This window comes from Streptosporangium pseudovulgare, assembly GCF_014648055.1.
Classification (GTDB): domain Bacteria; phylum Actinomycetota; class Actinomycetes; order Streptosporangiales; family Streptosporangiaceae; genus Streptosporangium; species Streptosporangium pseudovulgare.
The window spans coordinates 305605-322636 of the sequence record NZ_BMQJ01000008.1; the positions used below are offsets into that span (position 1 = coordinate 305605).

Below are 17032 nucleotides of genomic sequence, written 5' to 3' on the forward strand. Positions count from 1 at the left end.
CCGCCGTGCACGGCGGGAAGGTGACCCGGAGCTCCCCGAGGAGACCCGCAATCCTGACACGCCGGTCGGCCGGCGTCTCCGGCCCGAGGAGTCGGCGGAGACCGTGACCCGAACGACCGGGACCGGTGAGGCCGAGACCGTCACCCGCGCGGGCTTCCTGGGCTCGGGCTGGACGGCCACGTCCGAGATGCCGGAGCCGGCCTGGCCGGAGGACCGCCGGCGGGCCGGGCGGGGGAAGAAGACCGTGCTCGCCGTCGCCGCGGTGACCGCGGTGCTGGGCGGGACCTTCGGGGGCGTCCGCCTGCTGAGCGGCTCGGAGACCGCCCCGGACGCGGCGTGCCCGCCGGGCGGCTGCCACGCGACGGCCTTCGACGAGCCGGACGGCTCCGCCTCGCTCCCCCCGGAGGAGGAGAGCCCGCCCGGCGACGAGACCGAGCCGCCCGCCGAGGAGTCCCCGGCCGCCGGGGAGAGCGCGACCCCGGCCCCCGTGACGCCCCGGACGCAGCAGCACCGCTCCGGCCGCACGCCCACCGCGACGCCGCGTCCGGAGGACACCCGTGTCCCGCGGCGCGCCGAGCACTCGCAGCCGGTCGGCAGGTCCGGTGAGGACGCCACCGCCGGCCCCGGTGACCAGTCGCACATCGTCGGTCCCACCACCGGCCCCCGGCACGACGCGACGGAGACCCCGCAGGCCACCGCCCCGCCGCCGGTCGAGCAGACCCCCGAGACGCAGCCGTCCACGGCGGAGCCGGCCGCCGCCTCCGTCCCGGGAGCGGCCCTGCGGGTCGGGTTCGGCGTCGTACGGCAGAGGCAGCAGGCGTACACCGCCCGGCTCGTGGTCGCCGCGGACGAGCGCCTTTCCGGGCTGGACCTGAGCCTGCCGGTCGGCGGCGAGGTCACCTCGGTCGAGGGCGCCGGCTGGCGGCAGGACGGCGACACCCTGGTGATCGAGTCGGCCGAGGACATGGACGCGGGGGAGAGGCTGGTCCTCACCGTCACCGCGCAGGGCCGGGCCGAGACCCCGCGGACCTGCCACAGCCCGCAGGGGGAGTGCACGGTCGGCTGAGCGGGACCCGGCCGTGGTCCCGCGGACCCGCCACGGCCCGCGGGGTGAACGCACGGTCACCTGAGCGGGGCCCGGCCGTGGTCCCGCGGACCGCCCCGGTCTCCGGGGAGAGTGCGCGGTCAGCCGGGCGGGACCTGGTTGGATGGCGGTATGACCGATTCGATCCCTCCCCGCGTACTGACCGTCGCCGGTTCCGACTCCGGCGGCGGCGCGGGCATCCAGGCCGACCTGAAGACCATGCTCGCCCTCGGCGTGCACGGCATGAGCGTCATCGCCGCCGTGACGGCGCAGAACTCGCTGGGCGTGCAGGGGTACTGGGAGCTTCCCCCCGAGGCGGTGCGCGCGCAGCTCGACTCGGTGCTGGGGGACATCGGGGTCCAGGCCGTCAAGACGGGGATGCTCGCCTCACCCGTGCTCGTCGAGACGGTCGCGGAGGTGCTCGCCGGAGTGGACGCGCCGGTGGTGGTGGACCCGGTGGGGGTCTCCAAGCACGGCGACGCGCTGCTGGCTCCCGAGGCCGTGGACACGGTGCGGACCCGGCTGCTGCCGACGGCCACCGTCGTCACCCCCAACCTCTGGGAGGTGGCCCAGCTCACCGGGGTGAAGGTGGAGGAGGAGGGCGACATGCGCCGGGCCGCCGACGCGGTCCTCACGATGGGGCCCGCCTGGGTGCTGGTCAAGGGCGGCCACCTGCCGGGCGCGCCGGTCGACCTGCTGACCGACGGCGTCCGGGAGTTCCGTTTCACCGCCGAGCGGCACGACAACCGGCACACCCACGGCACCGGCTGCACGCTGGCCTCGGCCATCGCCTCCTACCTCGCCCTCGGCGAGGACGTTCCGGGGGCGGTGGGCAGGGCCAAGGAGTACGTCACGGGCGCGATCGCCCGGGGGTTCCCGCTGGGCGCGGGCATCGGCCCCGTCGACCACGGCTGGCTCTGGCGCTGACGGCCCGAATCCCGCCTCCGCCCGGCCCTCGGGCGCGCCGCGGCGGCGGGCCGGGCGGGCCGGACAGACCATGCCGGAGCGGCCCCGGAAAAGGCGGCAGCCCGCCGTTCCCTCGACGGGTACGGCGGGCTGCGCGGGAGGTCTGACTAGCGGGCGACCTTGCCGGCCTTGATGCAGGAGGTGCACACGTTCATCCGCTTCGGCGTACCGTTCACCACCGCGCGCACGGTCTGGATGTTGGGGTTCCAGCGGCGGCGGGTGCGGCGGTGCGAGTGGGAGATGTTGTTGCCGAAGGTCGGCTTCTTAGCGCAGACGTCGCAGACGGAAGCCACGATTCGCTCCTTAGATCGGTAGAGAGGCTCGATCCGCCTCGCTAGCGGGCGGTCATCGGGCACGCCGGGACGACCGGCTGGCCACACGAGGATATCCGATGTCCGGCCGTGCGTGCCAACAGGAGCCGTCACGCCTGGTCGAACGGAGATAATCTCCAGGACAACCGTAGCGCATCCCCGGCGGGCCGCCTCCGCGGTCCGGCGGGACGCGCGGCGGAGCGACCCCGCGGCGACGGGCAGGAGGGCGGGCATGCTGCAGGTTCTCGACGCGCCGGCGGTGCGGCGCTGGTCCCGGCTGGCCGCGGAGACCCTGGGCAGGGCCCGGCGGGAGATCGACGCGCTCAACGTCTTCCCCGTCCCCGACGGCGACACCGGCACCAACCTGCACCTGACCATGCTCTCGGCGGCCGAGGCGCTCGACGAGCTGCCCGCCGACGCCGACACCGCTGCCACCTGGCAGGCGTTCGCCCGGGGCGCGCTGCTCGGGGCCCGCGGTAACTCCGGCGTCATCGTCAGCCAGGCGCTGCGCGGCCTCGCCGAGGTGCTGCGGACCGCCGAGGGCCGGGGGTCCGACCTCGGGCGTGGGCTGGTCAGGGCCGCCGAGCTGGCCCGCGAGGCGGTGGCCAGGCCGGTGGAGGGCACGGTGCTCAGCGTGCTCACCGCCGCCGCCGGGGCCGTGCGGGGGCTGTCGGCGGACCTGGCGGCGGTGGCCGGGAAGGCCGCCGAGGAGGCGCGCGCGGCGCTGCGCCGTACGCCGGGCCAGCTCGACGTGCTGGCCAGGAGCGGGGTCGTGGACGCGGGCGGGGCGGGCCTGGCCCTCATCCTGGAGAGCCTCGCCGCGGTGGTCACCGGCTCCTACCCCGGCCGGCCCGACGTCCCCGCGCCGGTCCGCGGGACCCTGCCCGGACCTGCCGCCGAGCCGCGGGGCGGGCCCTGCTACGAGGTCATGTACCTGCTGGACGCCGGCGCGGACGCGGTCGGCCGGCTGCGCCGGGAGCTCGACGCGCTCGGCGACTCCCTGGTGGTCGTGGGCGGCGACGACCTGTGGAACGTCCACGTCCACGTGGACGACGCGGGGGCGGCGATCGAGGCGGGCATGGCGGCGGGCAGGCCCCACCGGATCAGGGTGACCTACCTCGGCGGACCCGGGCACACCCATCCGCCCGCCCGCCGCCGGGGCGTGGTGGCGGTGGCCGCGGGCCCCGCGCTGGGCGCGGTGTTCGGGCAGGCGGGAGCGGTGGTGGTGCGCAGGGAGCCCGGGTCCAGTCCGCCGCTGGCGGCGGTCCTCGCCGCGATCCGCGAGGCGGGCTCGGAGGTCGCGGTGCTGCCCAACGACGACGGCACGCGTGAGGTGGCGACGGCCGCCGCCGAGGTCGCCCGGGAGGAGGGCCTGACCGTGGCGGTGCTGCCCACCAGGGCATCGGTGCAGGGGCTGGCCGCGTTGGCGGTCCACGACCCGCTGCGCCGCTTCGACGACGACGTGGTCGCCATGACCGAGGCCGCCGCGCACACCCGCCACGGGCACGTCTGGGTGGCCGACCGGGAGGTCATGACGAGCGCCGGCCTGGTCGCGCCGGGAGACGTCCTGGGTGTGGTCGACGGCGACGCGGCGGTGGTCGGCGCCGACGTCACCGGCGTCGCGATCGAGGTCGTCCGCCGCATGATGACCCCCGCCAGCGAGCTGGTGACCATGCTGGAGGGCGTCGGCGCGCCGCCCGGCCTGGCCGGCGCCGTACGCGACCACCTGGCCGCGGAGCGGCCCGACGTGGAGGTCGTCGTGTACGAGGGCGGCCAGGGCGGCTACCCGCTGCTCGTCGGCGTGGAGTGAGCCGCGCCCGTTCTGTCCGTCCGGCACGGTAGAAACGTGGGGTGACGAGCTTCGACGAGCCGCTGACGAAAGCGCTGGATCCCAAGACCTCCAAGCTGCTGGAGAGCGTCCTCGGCCTGCGCACCGTCGGTGACCTCCTGCGGCACTACCCGCGCCGCTACGCCGAGCGGGGCGAGCTGACCGACCTCGACGACCTGCAGGTCGACGAGCACGTCACCGTGGTGGGCGAGGTGACCAGGCTCATGCGCAGGCCGATGCGCAACAAGGGCGGCACCTGGCTGGAGGTCGAGGTCGTCGACGGCCGCCGCAGCAAGATCTACCTCTCCTTCTTCGGCCGGGCGTCCCACATCGCCGAGACGCGGCTGCGGCCGGGGCGGCGCGGCATGTTCGCCGGCAAGGTCGGCGCGTTCGGCCAGGGCGACAAGCGCAGGTGGCAGCTCTCCCACCCCGAGTTCGAGATGTTCGACGAGACCGAGGCGGACGCCGAGGAGTTCGCCGCGGCGCTGGTGCCGATCTACCCCGCGGGCAAGGACGTGACGCCGTGGGCGATCCGCCGGGCGCTGGGGGTCGTCCTCGACACCCTCGGCCCGCTCGACGACCCGCTCCCGGCCGAGCTGCGCACCCGGCACCGGCTGCCCGGCCTGGCCGAGGCGCTGCTGGCGATCCACCGGCCGCGCGACCACGCCGACGTGTCCCGGGCGCGCAAGCGGCTGAAGTTCGACGAGGCGTTCACGCTGCAGGCCGTGCTGGTGCAGCGCAAGATGGCGGCCGGTTCCTGGCCCGCCACGCCCCGGCCGCCGCGCGGCGACGGCCTGCTGGCCGACTTCGACGCGCGTCTGCCGTTCCAGCTCACCGAGGGGCAGCGGGACGTCGGCGAGGAGATCGCCGACGACCTCGCCCGGCCCCACCCCATGCACCGGCTGCTGCAGGGCGAGGTCGGCGCGGGCAAGACCGTCGTCGCGCTGCGCGCCATGCTCCAGGTGGTCGACGCCGGCGGGCAGGCCGTGCTGCTGGCCCCCACCGAGGTGCTCGCCCAGCAGCACCACCGCTCGATCACCGCCATGCTCGGCGACCTGGCCACGGGCGGCATGTTCGGCGGCACCTCCGTCGCGCTGCTGACCGGCTCGCTGGGCGCCGCGGCCCGCCGCTCGGCCATGCTCGACGCGGCCTCGGGGGCGGCCGGCATCGTGGTCGGCACCCACGCGGTGCTCCAGGAGCGGGTGCAGTTCGCCGACCTGGGCCTGGTGGTGGTGGACGAGCAGCACCGCTTCGGCGTCGAGCAGCGCGACGCGCTGCGCGAGAAGGCCGGAGAGGGGCGCCCGCACGTGCTGGTCATGACCGCCACCCCGATCCCGCGCACGGTCGCCATGACGGTCTTCGGCGACCTCACGGTCTCCACGCTCTCCCAGCTCCCCTCCGGCCGCGCGCCGATCACCACGCACGTGGTGCCCGCCGCCGAGAAGCCGCACTTCCTCGACCGCGCCTGGACGCGGCTGCGCGAGGAGGTCGAGCTGGGCCGGCAGGCGTACATCGTCTGCCCCCGCATCGGCGACCTGGAGGGCGACGAGGGGGACCTGGACAAGGGCGACGACGAGCGGCGGCCGCCGCTGGCCGTGCTCGACATGGCCGCGATGCTGTCGGAGGGGCCGCTCTCCGGGCTCCGTACGGCGGTGCTGCACGGCAAGCTGCCCCCGGAGGAGAAGGACGCCGTGATGCGGGCCTTCGCCCGCGGCGAGGTCGACGTCCTGGTGGCGACCACGGTCATCGAGGTGGGCGTGGACGTCCCCAACTCCTCGGTCATGGTGATCATGGACGCCGACCGGTTCGGCGTCTCCCAGCTCCACCAGCTGCGCGGCCGGGTCGGCCGGGGCGGGCTGCCGGGGCTGTGCCTGCTGGTGACCGACGCCCCGGGCGGCACGCCCGCCCGGCAGCGGCTCGACGCGGTGGCGGCGACCCTCGACGGCTTCGAGCTGTCGCGCGTCGACCTGGAGCAGCGCCGCGAGGGCGACGTGCTCGGCGTGGCCCAGTCGGGGCGCCGGTCGTCGCTGAAGATGCTCCAGCTCCTGCGCGACGAGGAGGTCATCCTCGCCGCCCGCGCGGACGCCGAGGAGATGCTGGCGGCCGACCCCGAGCTGATCGGGCACCCGGTGCTCCGTACGGAGATCGACCGGCTGCTGGCCGACGAGCGCGCCGAGTACCTGGAGAAGGCCTGACGGCGGGCGCGGAAGGCGCGGGCCGCGCGGCCGGTCACAAGGGGCCGCGACGACGGGGAAGGGCCGTTCCGGACGGTGGCGCGGGCCGCGCGGCCGGTCACGAGAGGCCGCGACGACGGGGAAGGGCCGTTCAGGACGGTGACGCGGGACCGGCGGACGCCGGCGCGGGCGGGGCGCCGTACGGCGGAGATCCGGAAAGCCCAACTGCGGGGACGGCCTCCCCCCGAATGCCGTCCCCGCCTGGGCCCACTCTCGGGTCAGGTGCCGAGAGCACCGGCGTGCGGAAGGGCTCACGACCACGCCGGTCGGCCTTCCCCTGGGACTGTCGAAGGCCGCAGGACTCATCATGCAAGGCGCGGGGGCCGGGGGGAACGACCCTTGCGGTTTCGTCGCCGCTCCTTGCCCACTCTTGACCTAGATCACCTGACGAAACCCTTTTGACCTGCGGTTATGTGATGCGCCGCGACACGCCGGGGTGCGCCGCAGCCCGTCGCCGCCCTCCCGGGGGCGGCCCGTCGCCGGCCGTTCCGCGTCCGGCGCGCCCGGTCCGTCGCGGGTGATCGCGGGAGGGCCGGGGGAGCACCCGGGCCGCCGCACCGGGATGACTGGGACAATGGCCCGGTGAGCCGAGTGATCGCGGGAAGCGCAGGGGGGCGGCGGCTGGCGGTGCCGCCGGGGCGGGGCACCCGCCCCACGAGCGACCGGGCCAGGGAGGGCATCTTCTCCACCGTGGGCTCGCTGCTCGGCCCGCTGGACGGCGCCAGGGTGCTCGACCTGTACGCCGGGTCCGGCGCGGTCGGGCTGGAGGCGCTGTCGCGCGGGGCGGCGCACGCGCTGCTGGTGGAGTCCGACGCCAGGGCGGCCCGGACGATCAGGGCGAACATCGCGAGCCTGGGCCTGCCCGGCGCCGAGCTCGCGGCCGACCGGGTCGAGCGGGTGCTGGCCAGGGGCGCCGCGGAGCCGTACGACCTGGTGTTCGCCGACCCGCCGTACGCGGTGGCCGACACGGAGGTGCGGGCCGTGCTGGAGCAGCTGCGCGACCAGGGCTGGCTGGCCGGGGACGCGCTGGTGGCGGTGGAGAGGGAGAGCCGGGGCGGGGCCCTTCCGTGGCCTTCCGGGTACGAAGAGGAGAGGGTCCGTCGCTACGGCGAAGCGTCCGTTTGGTACGGTCGCGCCGCCGGGAATCCATAGAGCAGGGGGTTTCACCTTGCGTCGCGTTGTATGCCCGGGATCGTTTGATCCCGTTACCAACGGTCACCTGGACATCATCGGCCGGGCCTCCCGGCAGTACGACGAGGTCGTCGTAGCCGTCCTGATCAACATCGAGAAGAAGAGCCTGTTCACGGTCGAGGAGCGCATCGAGATGCTCCGGACCGTCACCAAGGAGTACGGCAACGTCCGGGTGGACAAGTTCCACGGCCTGCTGGTCGACTACTGCCGGCAGCAGGAGATCCCGGCGATCGTCAAGGGGCTGCGCGCGATCAGCGACTTCGACTACGAGCTGCAGCAGGCCCAGCTCAACTACCGCATGTCCGGGGTGGAGACGCTGTTCATGGCGACCGGCCCGGAGGTGTCGTTCCTGTCGTCCAGCCGCATCAAGGAGATCGTCCGCTACGGCGGGGACGTCAACGGCCTGGTGCCGGAACTGGTCGAGCAACGGCTGGTGGAACGGCTCAGGGGTTAGTCCCTGGTATTCTCTTGTTTTGCCTTGCACGACGGCGGTGATTCGCCATGCCTGATGAGAGCGACATGACTCTGCAGACCCTCGACCCCCGAGCCCCGTGGGTGATCTCCACCCATGATCTGGGGCGGAGGCCGGGGAGCATGCGGCAGATGTCCCTCACCCTTCCGGCACCGGCGAACCTCGGCGTCGAGATGATCGGCGTCCCCGCGGACGCCGACGTCGAGCTGGACATCCGGCTTGAGGCGGTCATGGAGGGCGTGCTCGTCACGGGCACGGCGCAGGCCCCGCTGCGGGGGGAGTGCGCACGGTGCCTGGAAGAGATCACTTCGGAGACCGAAGTGGGCTTCCAGGAGCTGTTCTTCTACTCGGCGGAGGATGCCGCCGAGGACGACTCGCTTCTCGACGGTGAACTGCTCGATCTCGAACCCGTCTTCCGTGACGCGGTGGTGCTGACACTGCCGCTGAGCCCGGTCTGCAGTGAAGACTGCGAGGGGCTCTGCTCGGAGTGCGGGGTCAGGCTGGCGGACGCCGAGCCCGGTCACAAGCACGAGGTGATCGACGCCCGCTGGGCCAAGCTGCAAGGTCTGGTTCCGGAAGATAACAACGATCAGGAGAGCTGACGTGGCTGTCCCCAAGCGCAAGATGTCGCGGAGCAACACTCGCTCCCGCAGGTCGCAGTGGAAGGCCGCCGCGGTCTCGCTCGTGAGCTGCCCCCAGTGCCGCTCGCCGAAGCGTCCGCACGTGGCGTGCCCGTCCTGCGGCACCTACAACCGCCGTCAGGTGATCGAGCCCTCCGCCTGATCGCGTTCTGACTGACGGATGCCGGCCGGGTCCCCTTTCGGGCCTGGCCGGCGTCTTACGTTCCATCCGACGCGATGGCGGCTCGCCCGCGGCTGTGGTGGACGCCGGGGTCACGGCGACGTGCACCCTCCCGGCGCCCACCACGTCTTCGGGCACTCCCGTCCTCTCTCGCCATCGCGCGTTCACCGTCGAAGAGCGAGGAGAAGACGTTGGGTGCAAGCGTCAAGCCGATGGCCGTCGAACTGGCCCGTGACGAGCTGGAGCGAGTCCTCGGGGTGCGGCTGGAGGCCGCGCTCCTGGAGCGGGCGCTGACCCACCGCTCCTACGCCTACGAGAACGGCGGGCTGCCGACCAACGAGCGCCTGGAGTTCCTGGGCGACTCGGTGCTGGGCCTGGTGGTCACCGACACCCTCTACCGCAACCACCCCGACCTGCCCGAGGGGCAGCTGGCCAAGCTGCGGGCCGCGGTGGTCAACATGCGCGCCCTCGCCGACGTGGCCCGCACGCTGGAGCTCGGCAGGTTCCTGCGCCTGGGCAGGGGCGAGGAGGGCACCGGGGGACGTGACAAGTCCTCCATCCTCGCCGACACGCTGGAGGCGCTGATCGGCGCGGTGTACGTCGACAAGGGTCTCGGCGAGGCGTTCCGCGTCGTCCACCTGCTGTTCGACCCGCTCATCACGCGCTCGGCGTCGCTGGGCGCCGGGCTCGACTGGAAGACCTCCCTGCAGGAGCTCACCGCCTCCGAGTCGCTCGGCGTGCCGGACTACCACGTCGAGGAGAGCGGCCCCGACCACGCCAAGTCCTTCACCGCCGTGGTCCGCCTCGGCGGGGAGGAGTACGGCTCGGGCTCCGGGCGTTCCAAGAAGGAGGCCGAGCAGCAGGCCGCCGAGGCCGCCTGGAACCGCATCCGCAGCGACCGCGACAAGCGCGAGGTCGGCGCCGCGTCCTGAGCGGCCCGGACGTCCCGGACGGGCCCCGCGTCCCTGGATGCGCCTGCAGGGCGCCGCGGGTACCGTGGGCGCCCTGAACGGCCCGGGCGCGGCGCCCGTGGACGACGTCCTGAGAGAGGGGGGCCGGCATGCCCGAGTTGCCGGAGGTGGAGGTCGTACGGCGCGGCCTGGAGCGCTGGGTGTCCGGCCGGGTCGTGGCCCACGCCGAGGTGCTGCACCCCCGGGCGATCCGCCGCCACGTCCCCGGCGCCGAGGAGTTCGCCTCCCGGCTGGCGGGCCGTACGGTCGGGGCGGCCCAGCGGCGCGGCAAGTACCTCTGGCTGCCGCTGGACGGCTCCGACGCGGTCCTGGCCCACCTCGGGATGAGCGGCCAGCTGCTGGTGGTCGAGCCGGACTCGCCCCTGGAGAAGCACCTGCGGATCCGGATCGCCTTCGCCGACGGCGGCCCCGAGCTGCGCTTCGTCGACCAGCGGACCTTCGGGCACGTCCTGGTCACCCCGCTGGCCCGCGCCGCGGGCCGGGACGTCCCCGAGCCGATCGTCCACATCGCGGCCGACCCGTTCGAGGAGCACTTCGACGAGGACGGCTTCGCCCACCGGCTGCGCGCCCGGCGGACCGAGGTCAAGCGGGCGCTGCTCGACCAGTCGCTGATCAGCGGGGTCGGCAACATCTACGCCGACGAGGCGCTGTGGCGGGCCCGGCTGCACGGGTCGCGGCCCACGGCGACGCTGACCCGGCCGAAGATCGCCGAGCTGCTGGGCGCGGCCCGCGAGGTGATGTCCGAGGCCCTGGCCGAGGGCGGCACGTCCTTCGACAGCCTGTACGTGAACGTCAACGGCGAGAGCGGCTACTTCGAGCGGGCGCTGAACGTGTACGGCAGGCGTGACGAGCCGTGCGGGCGGTGCGGCGCGCCGATCGTCCGGGAGTCGTTCATGAACCGCTCCTCCTACAGCTGCCCCCGCTGCCAGCCGCGCCCGCGCGGAGTCGCGGCGTGAGCGCCGTCCGGCTGACCGCCTGGGTCAGGGGGTACGTCCAGGGCGTGGGTTTCCGCTGGTGGACGCGGTCCCGGGCGCTGGAGCTCGGCCTGGTCGGCTGGGCCAGGAACACCGCCGACGGCCGGGTGGAGGTCGTCGCCGAGGGCTCCCGGGAGTCCTGCGAGGAACTGCTCGCCCTGCTGCGCGGCGGGCGCACGCCGGGGCGGGTTGACGGGGTGGTAGAACGTTGGAGCGACGCAAAAGGATCATCTACCGGCTTCGCGGAACGTTAAACCATTTCCCTGATTCGCCAAATTAGGGTATAATCTAATGTCGAGAGTGCCCACGGGTGCATCCACATGGAGCGTTCAGCTTGACCGTCTCCCACACCGGTGCGACTCTTGATAAGAACCACGCGCACCCCTCCCGCGGCAAGAAGTGCGCGAACCAGTCTGGTCACTCAGCGTGGAGGACCCTTAACATGGCGAAGGCTCTACTCGGCCACGTCGGCGGTCCTGACCCTCGGATGGTCTCGGAAATGCGCCGTCTCCAGCAGCGCATCCGTGATCTCGAGGCAGAGCTCACCCGGCTCCAGGCCCAGAACGCCGAACTCGCGGGCAACCGTGACGAGGAGTTCACCCGCCTGCAGGATCGTGAGCCGGCTCTCACCTAGAGGCCGGGGCGAACACACATTGTCCAGGGACGCCTCTTGAGGCGTCCCTTGTCATGTCGCGGGCCGCGCGGACGAAGCGGCCCGCCATGACATCCCCCGTCACGGGCCGCGTCCGACGCGGCCCGTCGTGGTGTTCCCCGCCGCGGCGTCCCTTTCCCGGCCGCCTCCGGCGTGCGCCCGTCGCGGATCACACCCGGTACGGCCCGGCACGGCGTCTCCCTTCCGAGCCGCCTCCGGCGTGCGCCCGTCGTGGCGTTCCCCGTCTCCGGCCGGACGTTCCCCTCCCCTGAGGAACGGTCCGATCTCCCGCGGGCGGGCACCGCCGAAGAACGGTAGTCTTCCCAGGCGGGAGCGGCGACCTCCCGGGCGGAGAAGCCGGGCCGCCCGCGCGACCGGGGCACCGGCGCCCGTGCCGTGGCCCGCGCCGACGCGCGGCTCCGGGGCCGACCATCACGCGGGAGGACGGGGGATCTCGTTGTACCTCAAGACCCTCACCCTGCGCGGTTTCAAGTCGTTCGCCTCGGCCACCACCCTGCGCTTCGAGCCGGGCATCACCGCCGTCGTCGGCCCCAACGGCTCCGGCAAGTCCAACGTGGTCGACGCCCTGGCCTGGGTCATGGGCGAGCACAGCGCCAAGTCCCTGCGCGGCGGCAAGATGGAGGACGTCATCTTCGCCGGCACCTCCTCCCGGGCCCCGCTGGGCCGGGCCGAGGTCACCCTCACCATCGACAACACCGACGGCGCGCTGCCCATCGACTACACCGAGGTCACGATCAGCCGCCTGATGTTCCGGGCCGGCCAGAGCGAGTACGCCATCAACGGCGACACCTGCCGCCTGCTCGACATCCAGGAGCTGCTGTCCGACTCCGGCATCGGCCGGGAGATGCACGTCATCGTCGGGCAGGGCCAGCTCGACCAGGTGCTGCACGCCGGCCCGGAGGACCGCCGGGCGTTCATCGAGGAGGCCGCGGGCGTCCTGAAGCACCGCAAGCGCAAGGAGAAGGCGCTGCGGAAGCTGGACGCGATGCAGGCCAACCTCACCCGGGTCCAGGACCTCACCACCGAGCTGCGCCGCCAGCTCAAGCCGCTGGGCCGGCAGGCCGAGATCGCCCGCCGGGCCGCCGTCATCCAGGCCGACCTGCGCGACGCCCGGCTGCGGCTGCTCGCCGACGACGTGCTCACCCTGCGCGCCACGCTGGAGCGGGAGGTCGCCGACGAGGCGGCCGTGCTGGCCCGCCGTACGGCGGTGGAGGCCGAGCTCGCCGAGGGCCAGCAGGCCGAGGCCGAGCTGGAGGCCGCCGAGACCGAGGCCCAGCCGAGGCTGGCAGCCGCCCAGGAGACCTACTTCCGGCTCGCCTCGCTGCGCGACCGGCTGCGCGGCCTGGCCGGGCTGGCCGCCGAGCGCCACCGGCACGCGAGCGACACCGCGGTGGAGCGGCGCGGCCGCGACCCGGAGGACTACGAGCGCGAGGCCGAGGAGGTCCGCGAGCAGGAGCGGGTGCTGGGGGAGCTGCTCGCCGAGGCGCAGGAGACGCTCGCCGCGGCCGTGGCCCGGCGCGCCGAGACCGAGTCGGCGCTGGCGGTCGAGGAACGCCGGCTGGCCGCCGAGGCCAGGGCCGCCGCCGACCGGCGCGAGGGTCTGGCGGCCCTGCGGGGCAAGGTCGGGGCCGCGCGCAGCCGCGCCGAGGCCGCCGAGGCGGAGATCGGGCGGCTGGAGCGCTCCCTGGAGGAGGCGCTGCGGCGCGCCGAGACCGCCCAGGCCGAGCACGACACCCAGGAGGGCGCCGATCCCGCCTCCGCCGACCCGGTCCTCACCGCCCTCGCCGAGGAGCTGGAGATGGCGCTCGCGGCCGTCGAGGAGTCCCGGGACGCCGTCGAGCGGGCCAGGGAGCTGGTGGACGACGCCAAGGCCGCCGTCGCCGGCCCGACCTCCGCCCTGGGCGCGGCCCGCGCCGCCCTCGCCGCGGCGCGCAAGGCCGAGGCGGAGGCGCAGCGGCAGGTCGCCGCACTGGAGGCCCGCCGCGAGGCGCTGGAGCTGAGCCTGGCCAGGGGGGTGGACGGCGGAGCGGCCCTGCTCGCCGCCGACCTCGCCGGGGTGCTCGGCCCGGTCGCCGCGATGCTCGCCGTACGGCAGGGCGCGGAGGCGGCCGTCGCCGCGGTGCTGGGCTCCGCCGCCGAGGCCGTCGCGGTGGGGTCGCTGCAGAGCGCGGCCGACGCGATCGACTTCCTGCGCGGCCGGGACGGCGGCCGGGCGGACCTGGTCATCGCCGCGGACGGGGACGGCTCCGGAGACGGTTCCGGGGGCGGCTCCCCCCGCGGCCCGGTGCCGGTCGCCGGGACCGAGTGGGCGCTCGACCTGGTCGAGGTCCCCGCCGGCCTGCGCGCCGCCGCCGAGCACCTGCTGGGCGGCGTGCTGGTGGTCGACGACCTCGCGACCGCGCGCAAAGCGGTCGAGCAGTGGCCCGGGCTGCGCGCGGTGACCCGCGCCGGCGACCTGCTGGGCGCGCACGTCGCCCGGGGCGGCTCGGCCGACGGCGGCTCCGCGTTGCAGATGCGGGCCACGCTGGACGAGGCCGCCGCCGACCTGGAGCGGGCCCGGCACCAGGCCGAGCGGGCCGCCGTCGCGCTGGAGGAGGCGGCCGAGGCCGAGGGGGAGGCGCAGCTCGCCGTCGAGGCCGCCCAGGCTCGGGTGGCCGAGACGCAGTCGGGCGTGCAGACCGCCCAGGCGGGGGTCAACGCGGCGCAGGCCGTACTGGACGAGCTGAGGTCCCGCCAGCGCGACGCCGACCAGCGGGCCGCCGCCGCGGCCCGCCGCCTGGCCCAGCTCGACGCCGCGGCCGCCGCCGCCCGCGGCGAGTGCGAGCGGCTGGCCCGGGGCGTGGCGGCGGCCCGCGAGGCCCGTGACCGCGACGCGGCGGGCCTGGCCGAGCTGGAGGAGCGGCTCGCCGCCGCCGAGAGCGCCGAGGAGCTCACCGAGGAGCCCACCACCGAGCTGCGCGACGAGCTGGCCGGGATCTGCGCCGAGGCCCGCCAGGAGGAGATGGAGGCCCGCCTGGCCGTACGGACGGCCGAGGAGCGGGTCAGGGGCATCGCGGGCCGGGCCGAGGAGCTGGAGCGGGCGGCCGAGCAGGAACGCGAGGAGCGGGCCAGGGCGGCCGAGCTGCGGGAGCGGCGGCGCCGGCAGGCCCGCACGGCCCAGGCGGTCGTCCGGGGCGCCGAGCGGGCGCTCGCCACGCTGGAGGTGTCGCTGGCGGCCGCCGCCGCCGAGCGCGACGAGGCCGAGCAGGCGCGCGGGCGGATCGACGCCTCGCTGAAGTCGGTGCGCGTCCGGGTCCGCGAGCTGACGGCGGAGCTGGACAAGCTGGTCAACCGCGCCCACGGCAGCGAGGTGGCCCGGACCGAGCGGCGGCTGCGCCTGGAGCAGCTCCAGATGCGGGCGACGGAGGAGTTCGGCGTCGAGACCGACGTCCTGATCGCCGAGTACGGCCCCGACCAGCCGGTCCCGGTGGCCGACGGTGACCCCGTGCCCTACGTCCGCGAGGAGCAGGAGAAGCGGGCGAAGACGGCCGAGCGGCAGATGACCCAGCTCGGCAAGGTCAACCCGCTGGCGCTGGAGGAGTTCGCGGCCCTTGAGGAGCGGCACGCGTTCCTGACCTCGCAGCTGGAGGACCTGAAGAAGACCCGCCGCGACCTGCTGCTCGTGGTCAAGGAGGTGGACGATCGGGTCGAGCAGGTCTTCGCCGCCGCCTACGAGGACGTGGCGCGGGAGTTCGAGCAGATCTTCACCCGGGTCTTCCCCGGCGGCGAGGGCAGGCTGCTGCTGACCGACCCCTCCGACATGCTGACCACCGGCGTCGAGGTCGAGGCCCGGCCGCCCGGCAAGAAGGTCAAGCGGCTGTCGCTGCTGTCGGGCGGCGAGCGGTCGCTGACCGCGGTGGCCTTCCTCGTCGCGATCTTCAAGGCCAGGCCCTCGCCGTTCTACGTGATGGACGAGGTCGAGGCGGCGCTGGACGACACCAACACCCAGCGCCTGTTGACCCTGTTCGAGGAGCTGCGGCAGACCTCCCAGCTCATCGTGATCACCCACCAGAAGCGCACGATGGAGATCGCCGACGCGCTGTACGGCGTGTCGATGCGCGGCGACGGCGTCTCCCACGTCATCAGCCAGCGGCTGCGCGAGCAGGAGGACTGACCCGGCCCGCCCGGCCGCGGACGCGTCCGGCCCGGTCGTATGGGTGCCGGTCGCGGGACGCGGGATTGAACCGCGGATGAGGGGGCATGGGAGCGGCTCGGGCCCCTCGGGGTCGGAGCATCACCCGCCGTCTGGAAAACTGTGGTCTTGTGGAACCCATCGGCATAATCGCGATCGCTGTCGCCATCCTGGTGCTGGCGGCCGGCAGCATGTTCCTGCTGCTCCGGCCGCGCGGCAAGGCGGCGCCTCCGCCGGTCGAGCCGCCCGAGGTGCGGATCCCGGAGGAGACACAGGCACCGCCCAAGGGGGCGGTGGAGGACCAAGAGGCGACGACCACCATCCCGCCTCCGCGGACCATGCCGGCCGAGCCGATGGTCGTCCCGCCCCCGGCGGTGGAGATCCCGCCGCCGTCCGCGGGCCGGATGGTACGGCTGCGCGCCCGGCTGGCCCGCTCGCAGAACACCCTCGGCAAGGGTCTGCTCGAGCTGCTCTCGCGTGACCGTCTCGACGACGACACGTGGGACGAGATCGAGGAGACCCTGATCACCGCCGACGTCGGGATCGCCCCGACCCAGGCGATGGTGCAGGACCTGCGGACGCAGGTGAAGGTCCTGGGCAGCCGCACGCCCGACGAGGTGCGCGCCCTGCTCCGCAAGGAGCTGCTCACCCAGATCGGCACCGACCTCGACCGCACCCTGCACGTCCAGCCGCACGGTGAGCGCCCGGCCGTGGTGCTCGTGGTCGGCGTCAACGGCACCGGCAAGACCACCACCACCGGCAAGCTGGCCCGCTCCCTCGTCGGGGACGGCCGCTCGGTCGTGCTCGGCGCGGCCGACACCTTCCGCGCCGCCGCCGCCGACCAGCTCCAGACCTGGGGAGACCGGGTCGGGGCGGAGGTCGTGCGCGGCCCGGAGGGCGGCGACCCCGCCTCGGTCGCCTTCGACGCCGTGGCCAAGGGCACGGCCGACAAGGCCGACGTGGTGATCGTGGACACCGCCGGCCGGCTGCACACCAAGACCGGCCTGATGGACGAGCTGGGCAAGGTCAAGCGGGTCATCGAGAAGAAGGCCACGGTCGACGAGGTCCTGCTCGTCCTCGACGCCACCACCGGTCAGAACGGCATGCGCCAGGCCCAGGTGTTCGCCGAGGTCGTGGACGTCACCGGCATCGCCCTGACCAAGCTGGACGGCACCGCCAAGGGCGGGATCATCATCTCCGTCCAGCGGGAGCTGGGCGTCCCGGTCAAGCTCGTCGGCCTGGGCGAGGGCCCGGACGACCTGGCGCCGTTCGACCCCGAGGTCTTCGTCGACGCGCTCCTCGGAGACTGACCCCGCCCGTCGGACCACCCGAGTCACACGGACGCCCCCGGGAACC

At 74.4% G+C, this 17032-nt stretch carries 15 protein-coding genes; 14 read left to right on the forward strand and 1 reads right to left on the reverse strand.

Annotation, left to right across the window (positions count from 1 at the left end; translation table 11 throughout):
* Nucleotides 1-103 precede the first annotated feature (103 nt).
* Together IEZ10_RS18230 and thiD are read left to right on the forward strand one after the other, a co-directional pair.
* A complete protein-coding gene (locus tag IEZ10_RS18230) occupies nucleotides 104-1066 on the forward strand; it encodes a hypothetical protein (protein WP_189247694.1) in 963 nt (320 codons plus the stop codon).
* A 150-nt stretch (nucleotides 1067-1216) separates the two neighbouring features.
* Nucleotides 1217-2011, forward strand: a complete 795-nt coding sequence (thiD, locus tag IEZ10_RS18235) for a bifunctional hydroxymethylpyrimidine kinase/phosphomethylpyrimidine kinase (RefSeq protein WP_189247695.1) — start codon at nucleotides 1217-1219, stop codon at nucleotides 2009-2011.
* 146 nt (nucleotides 2012-2157) lie between these two features.
* Here the strand turns inward: thiD and rpmB are convergent, their stop codons facing one another.
* Nucleotides 2158-2343 (reverse strand): 50S ribosomal protein L28, encoded by a 186-nt coding sequence (gene rpmB, locus IEZ10_RS18240; RefSeq protein ID WP_179824804.1) that lies wholly within the window; start codon nucleotides 2341-2343, stop codon nucleotides 2158-2160.
* Between the two features lie 250 nt (nucleotides 2344-2593).
* On the opposite strand from rpmB, the gene fakA reads away from it, so the two are divergent.
* From fakA to ftsY, 12 genes are all read left to right on the forward strand, one after another.
* Entirely contained in the window at nucleotides 2594-4171 is a 1578-nt protein-coding gene (gene fakA / locus IEZ10_RS18245) for a DAK2 domain-containing protein (RefSeq protein ID WP_189247696.1), read from the forward strand.
* A gap of 41 nt (nucleotides 4172-4212) precedes the next feature.
* Entirely contained in the window at nucleotides 4213-6384 is a 2172-nt protein-coding gene (gene recG, locus IEZ10_RS18250) for an ATP-dependent DNA helicase RecG (protein ID WP_189247697.1), read from the forward strand.
* A 621-nt stretch (nucleotides 6385-7005) separates the two neighbouring features.
* Entirely contained in the window at nucleotides 7006-7575 is a 570-nt protein-coding gene (rsmD, locus tag IEZ10_RS18255; RefSeq protein WP_189247698.1) for a 16S rRNA (guanine(966)-N(2))-methyltransferase RsmD, read from the forward strand.
* Nucleotides 7576-7591: 16 nt separating this feature from the next.
* Entirely contained in the window at nucleotides 7592-8068 is a 477-nt protein-coding gene (gene coaD / locus IEZ10_RS18260; RefSeq protein WP_189247699.1) for a pantetheine-phosphate adenylyltransferase, read from the forward strand.
* Between the two features lie 65 nt (nucleotides 8069-8133).
* Entirely contained in the window at nucleotides 8134-8688 is a 555-nt protein-coding gene (locus IEZ10_RS18265) for a YceD family protein (RefSeq protein ID WP_229811384.1), read from the forward strand.
* A 1-nt stretch (nucleotide 8689) separates the two neighbouring features.
* Entirely contained in the window at nucleotides 8690-8869 is a 180-nt protein-coding gene (rpmF, locus tag IEZ10_RS18270; RefSeq protein ID WP_179824792.1) for a 50S ribosomal protein L32, read from the forward strand.
* Between the two features lie 230 nt (nucleotides 8870-9099).
* On the forward strand, nucleotides 9100-9819 hold the full coding sequence (gene rnc / locus IEZ10_RS18275) for a ribonuclease III (protein WP_189247747.1): 720 nt from the start codon (nucleotides 9100-9102) through the stop codon (nucleotides 9817-9819).
* A gap of 128 nt (nucleotides 9820-9947) precedes the next feature.
* On the forward strand, nucleotides 9948-10814 hold the full coding sequence (gene mutM / locus IEZ10_RS18280) for a bifunctional DNA-formamidopyrimidine glycosylase/DNA-(apurinic or apyrimidinic site) lyase (RefSeq protein WP_189247701.1): 867 nt from the start codon (nucleotides 9948-9950) through the stop codon (nucleotides 10812-10814).
* Nucleotides 10811-11086, forward strand: coding sequence for an acylphosphatase (locus IEZ10_RS18285; RefSeq protein WP_189247702.1), 276 nt, complete (start codon nucleotides 10811-10813; stop codon nucleotides 11084-11086). Before mutM ends, IEZ10_RS18285 begins: the two co-directional genes overlap by 4 nt.
* 188 nt (nucleotides 11087-11274) lie before the next feature.
* Nucleotides 11275-11466, forward strand: coding sequence for a hypothetical protein (locus IEZ10_RS18290; RefSeq protein WP_189247703.1), 192 nt, complete (start codon nucleotides 11275-11277; stop codon nucleotides 11464-11466).
* Nucleotides 11467-11941: 475 nt separating this feature from the next.
* Complete coding sequence (gene smc, locus IEZ10_RS18295) at nucleotides 11942-15658, forward strand: chromosome segregation protein SMC (protein ID WP_189247704.1); 3717 nt, start codon at nucleotides 11942-11944, stop codon at nucleotides 15656-15658.
* A gap of 209 nt (nucleotides 15659-15867) precedes the next feature.
* Nucleotides 15868-16986: a signal recognition particle-docking protein FtsY gene (gene ftsY, locus IEZ10_RS18300; RefSeq protein ID WP_373287408.1), complete on the forward strand. Its 1119-nt coding sequence runs from the start codon at nucleotides 15868-15870 to the stop codon at nucleotides 16984-16986.
* Nucleotides 16987-17032: the final 46 nt, after the last annotated feature.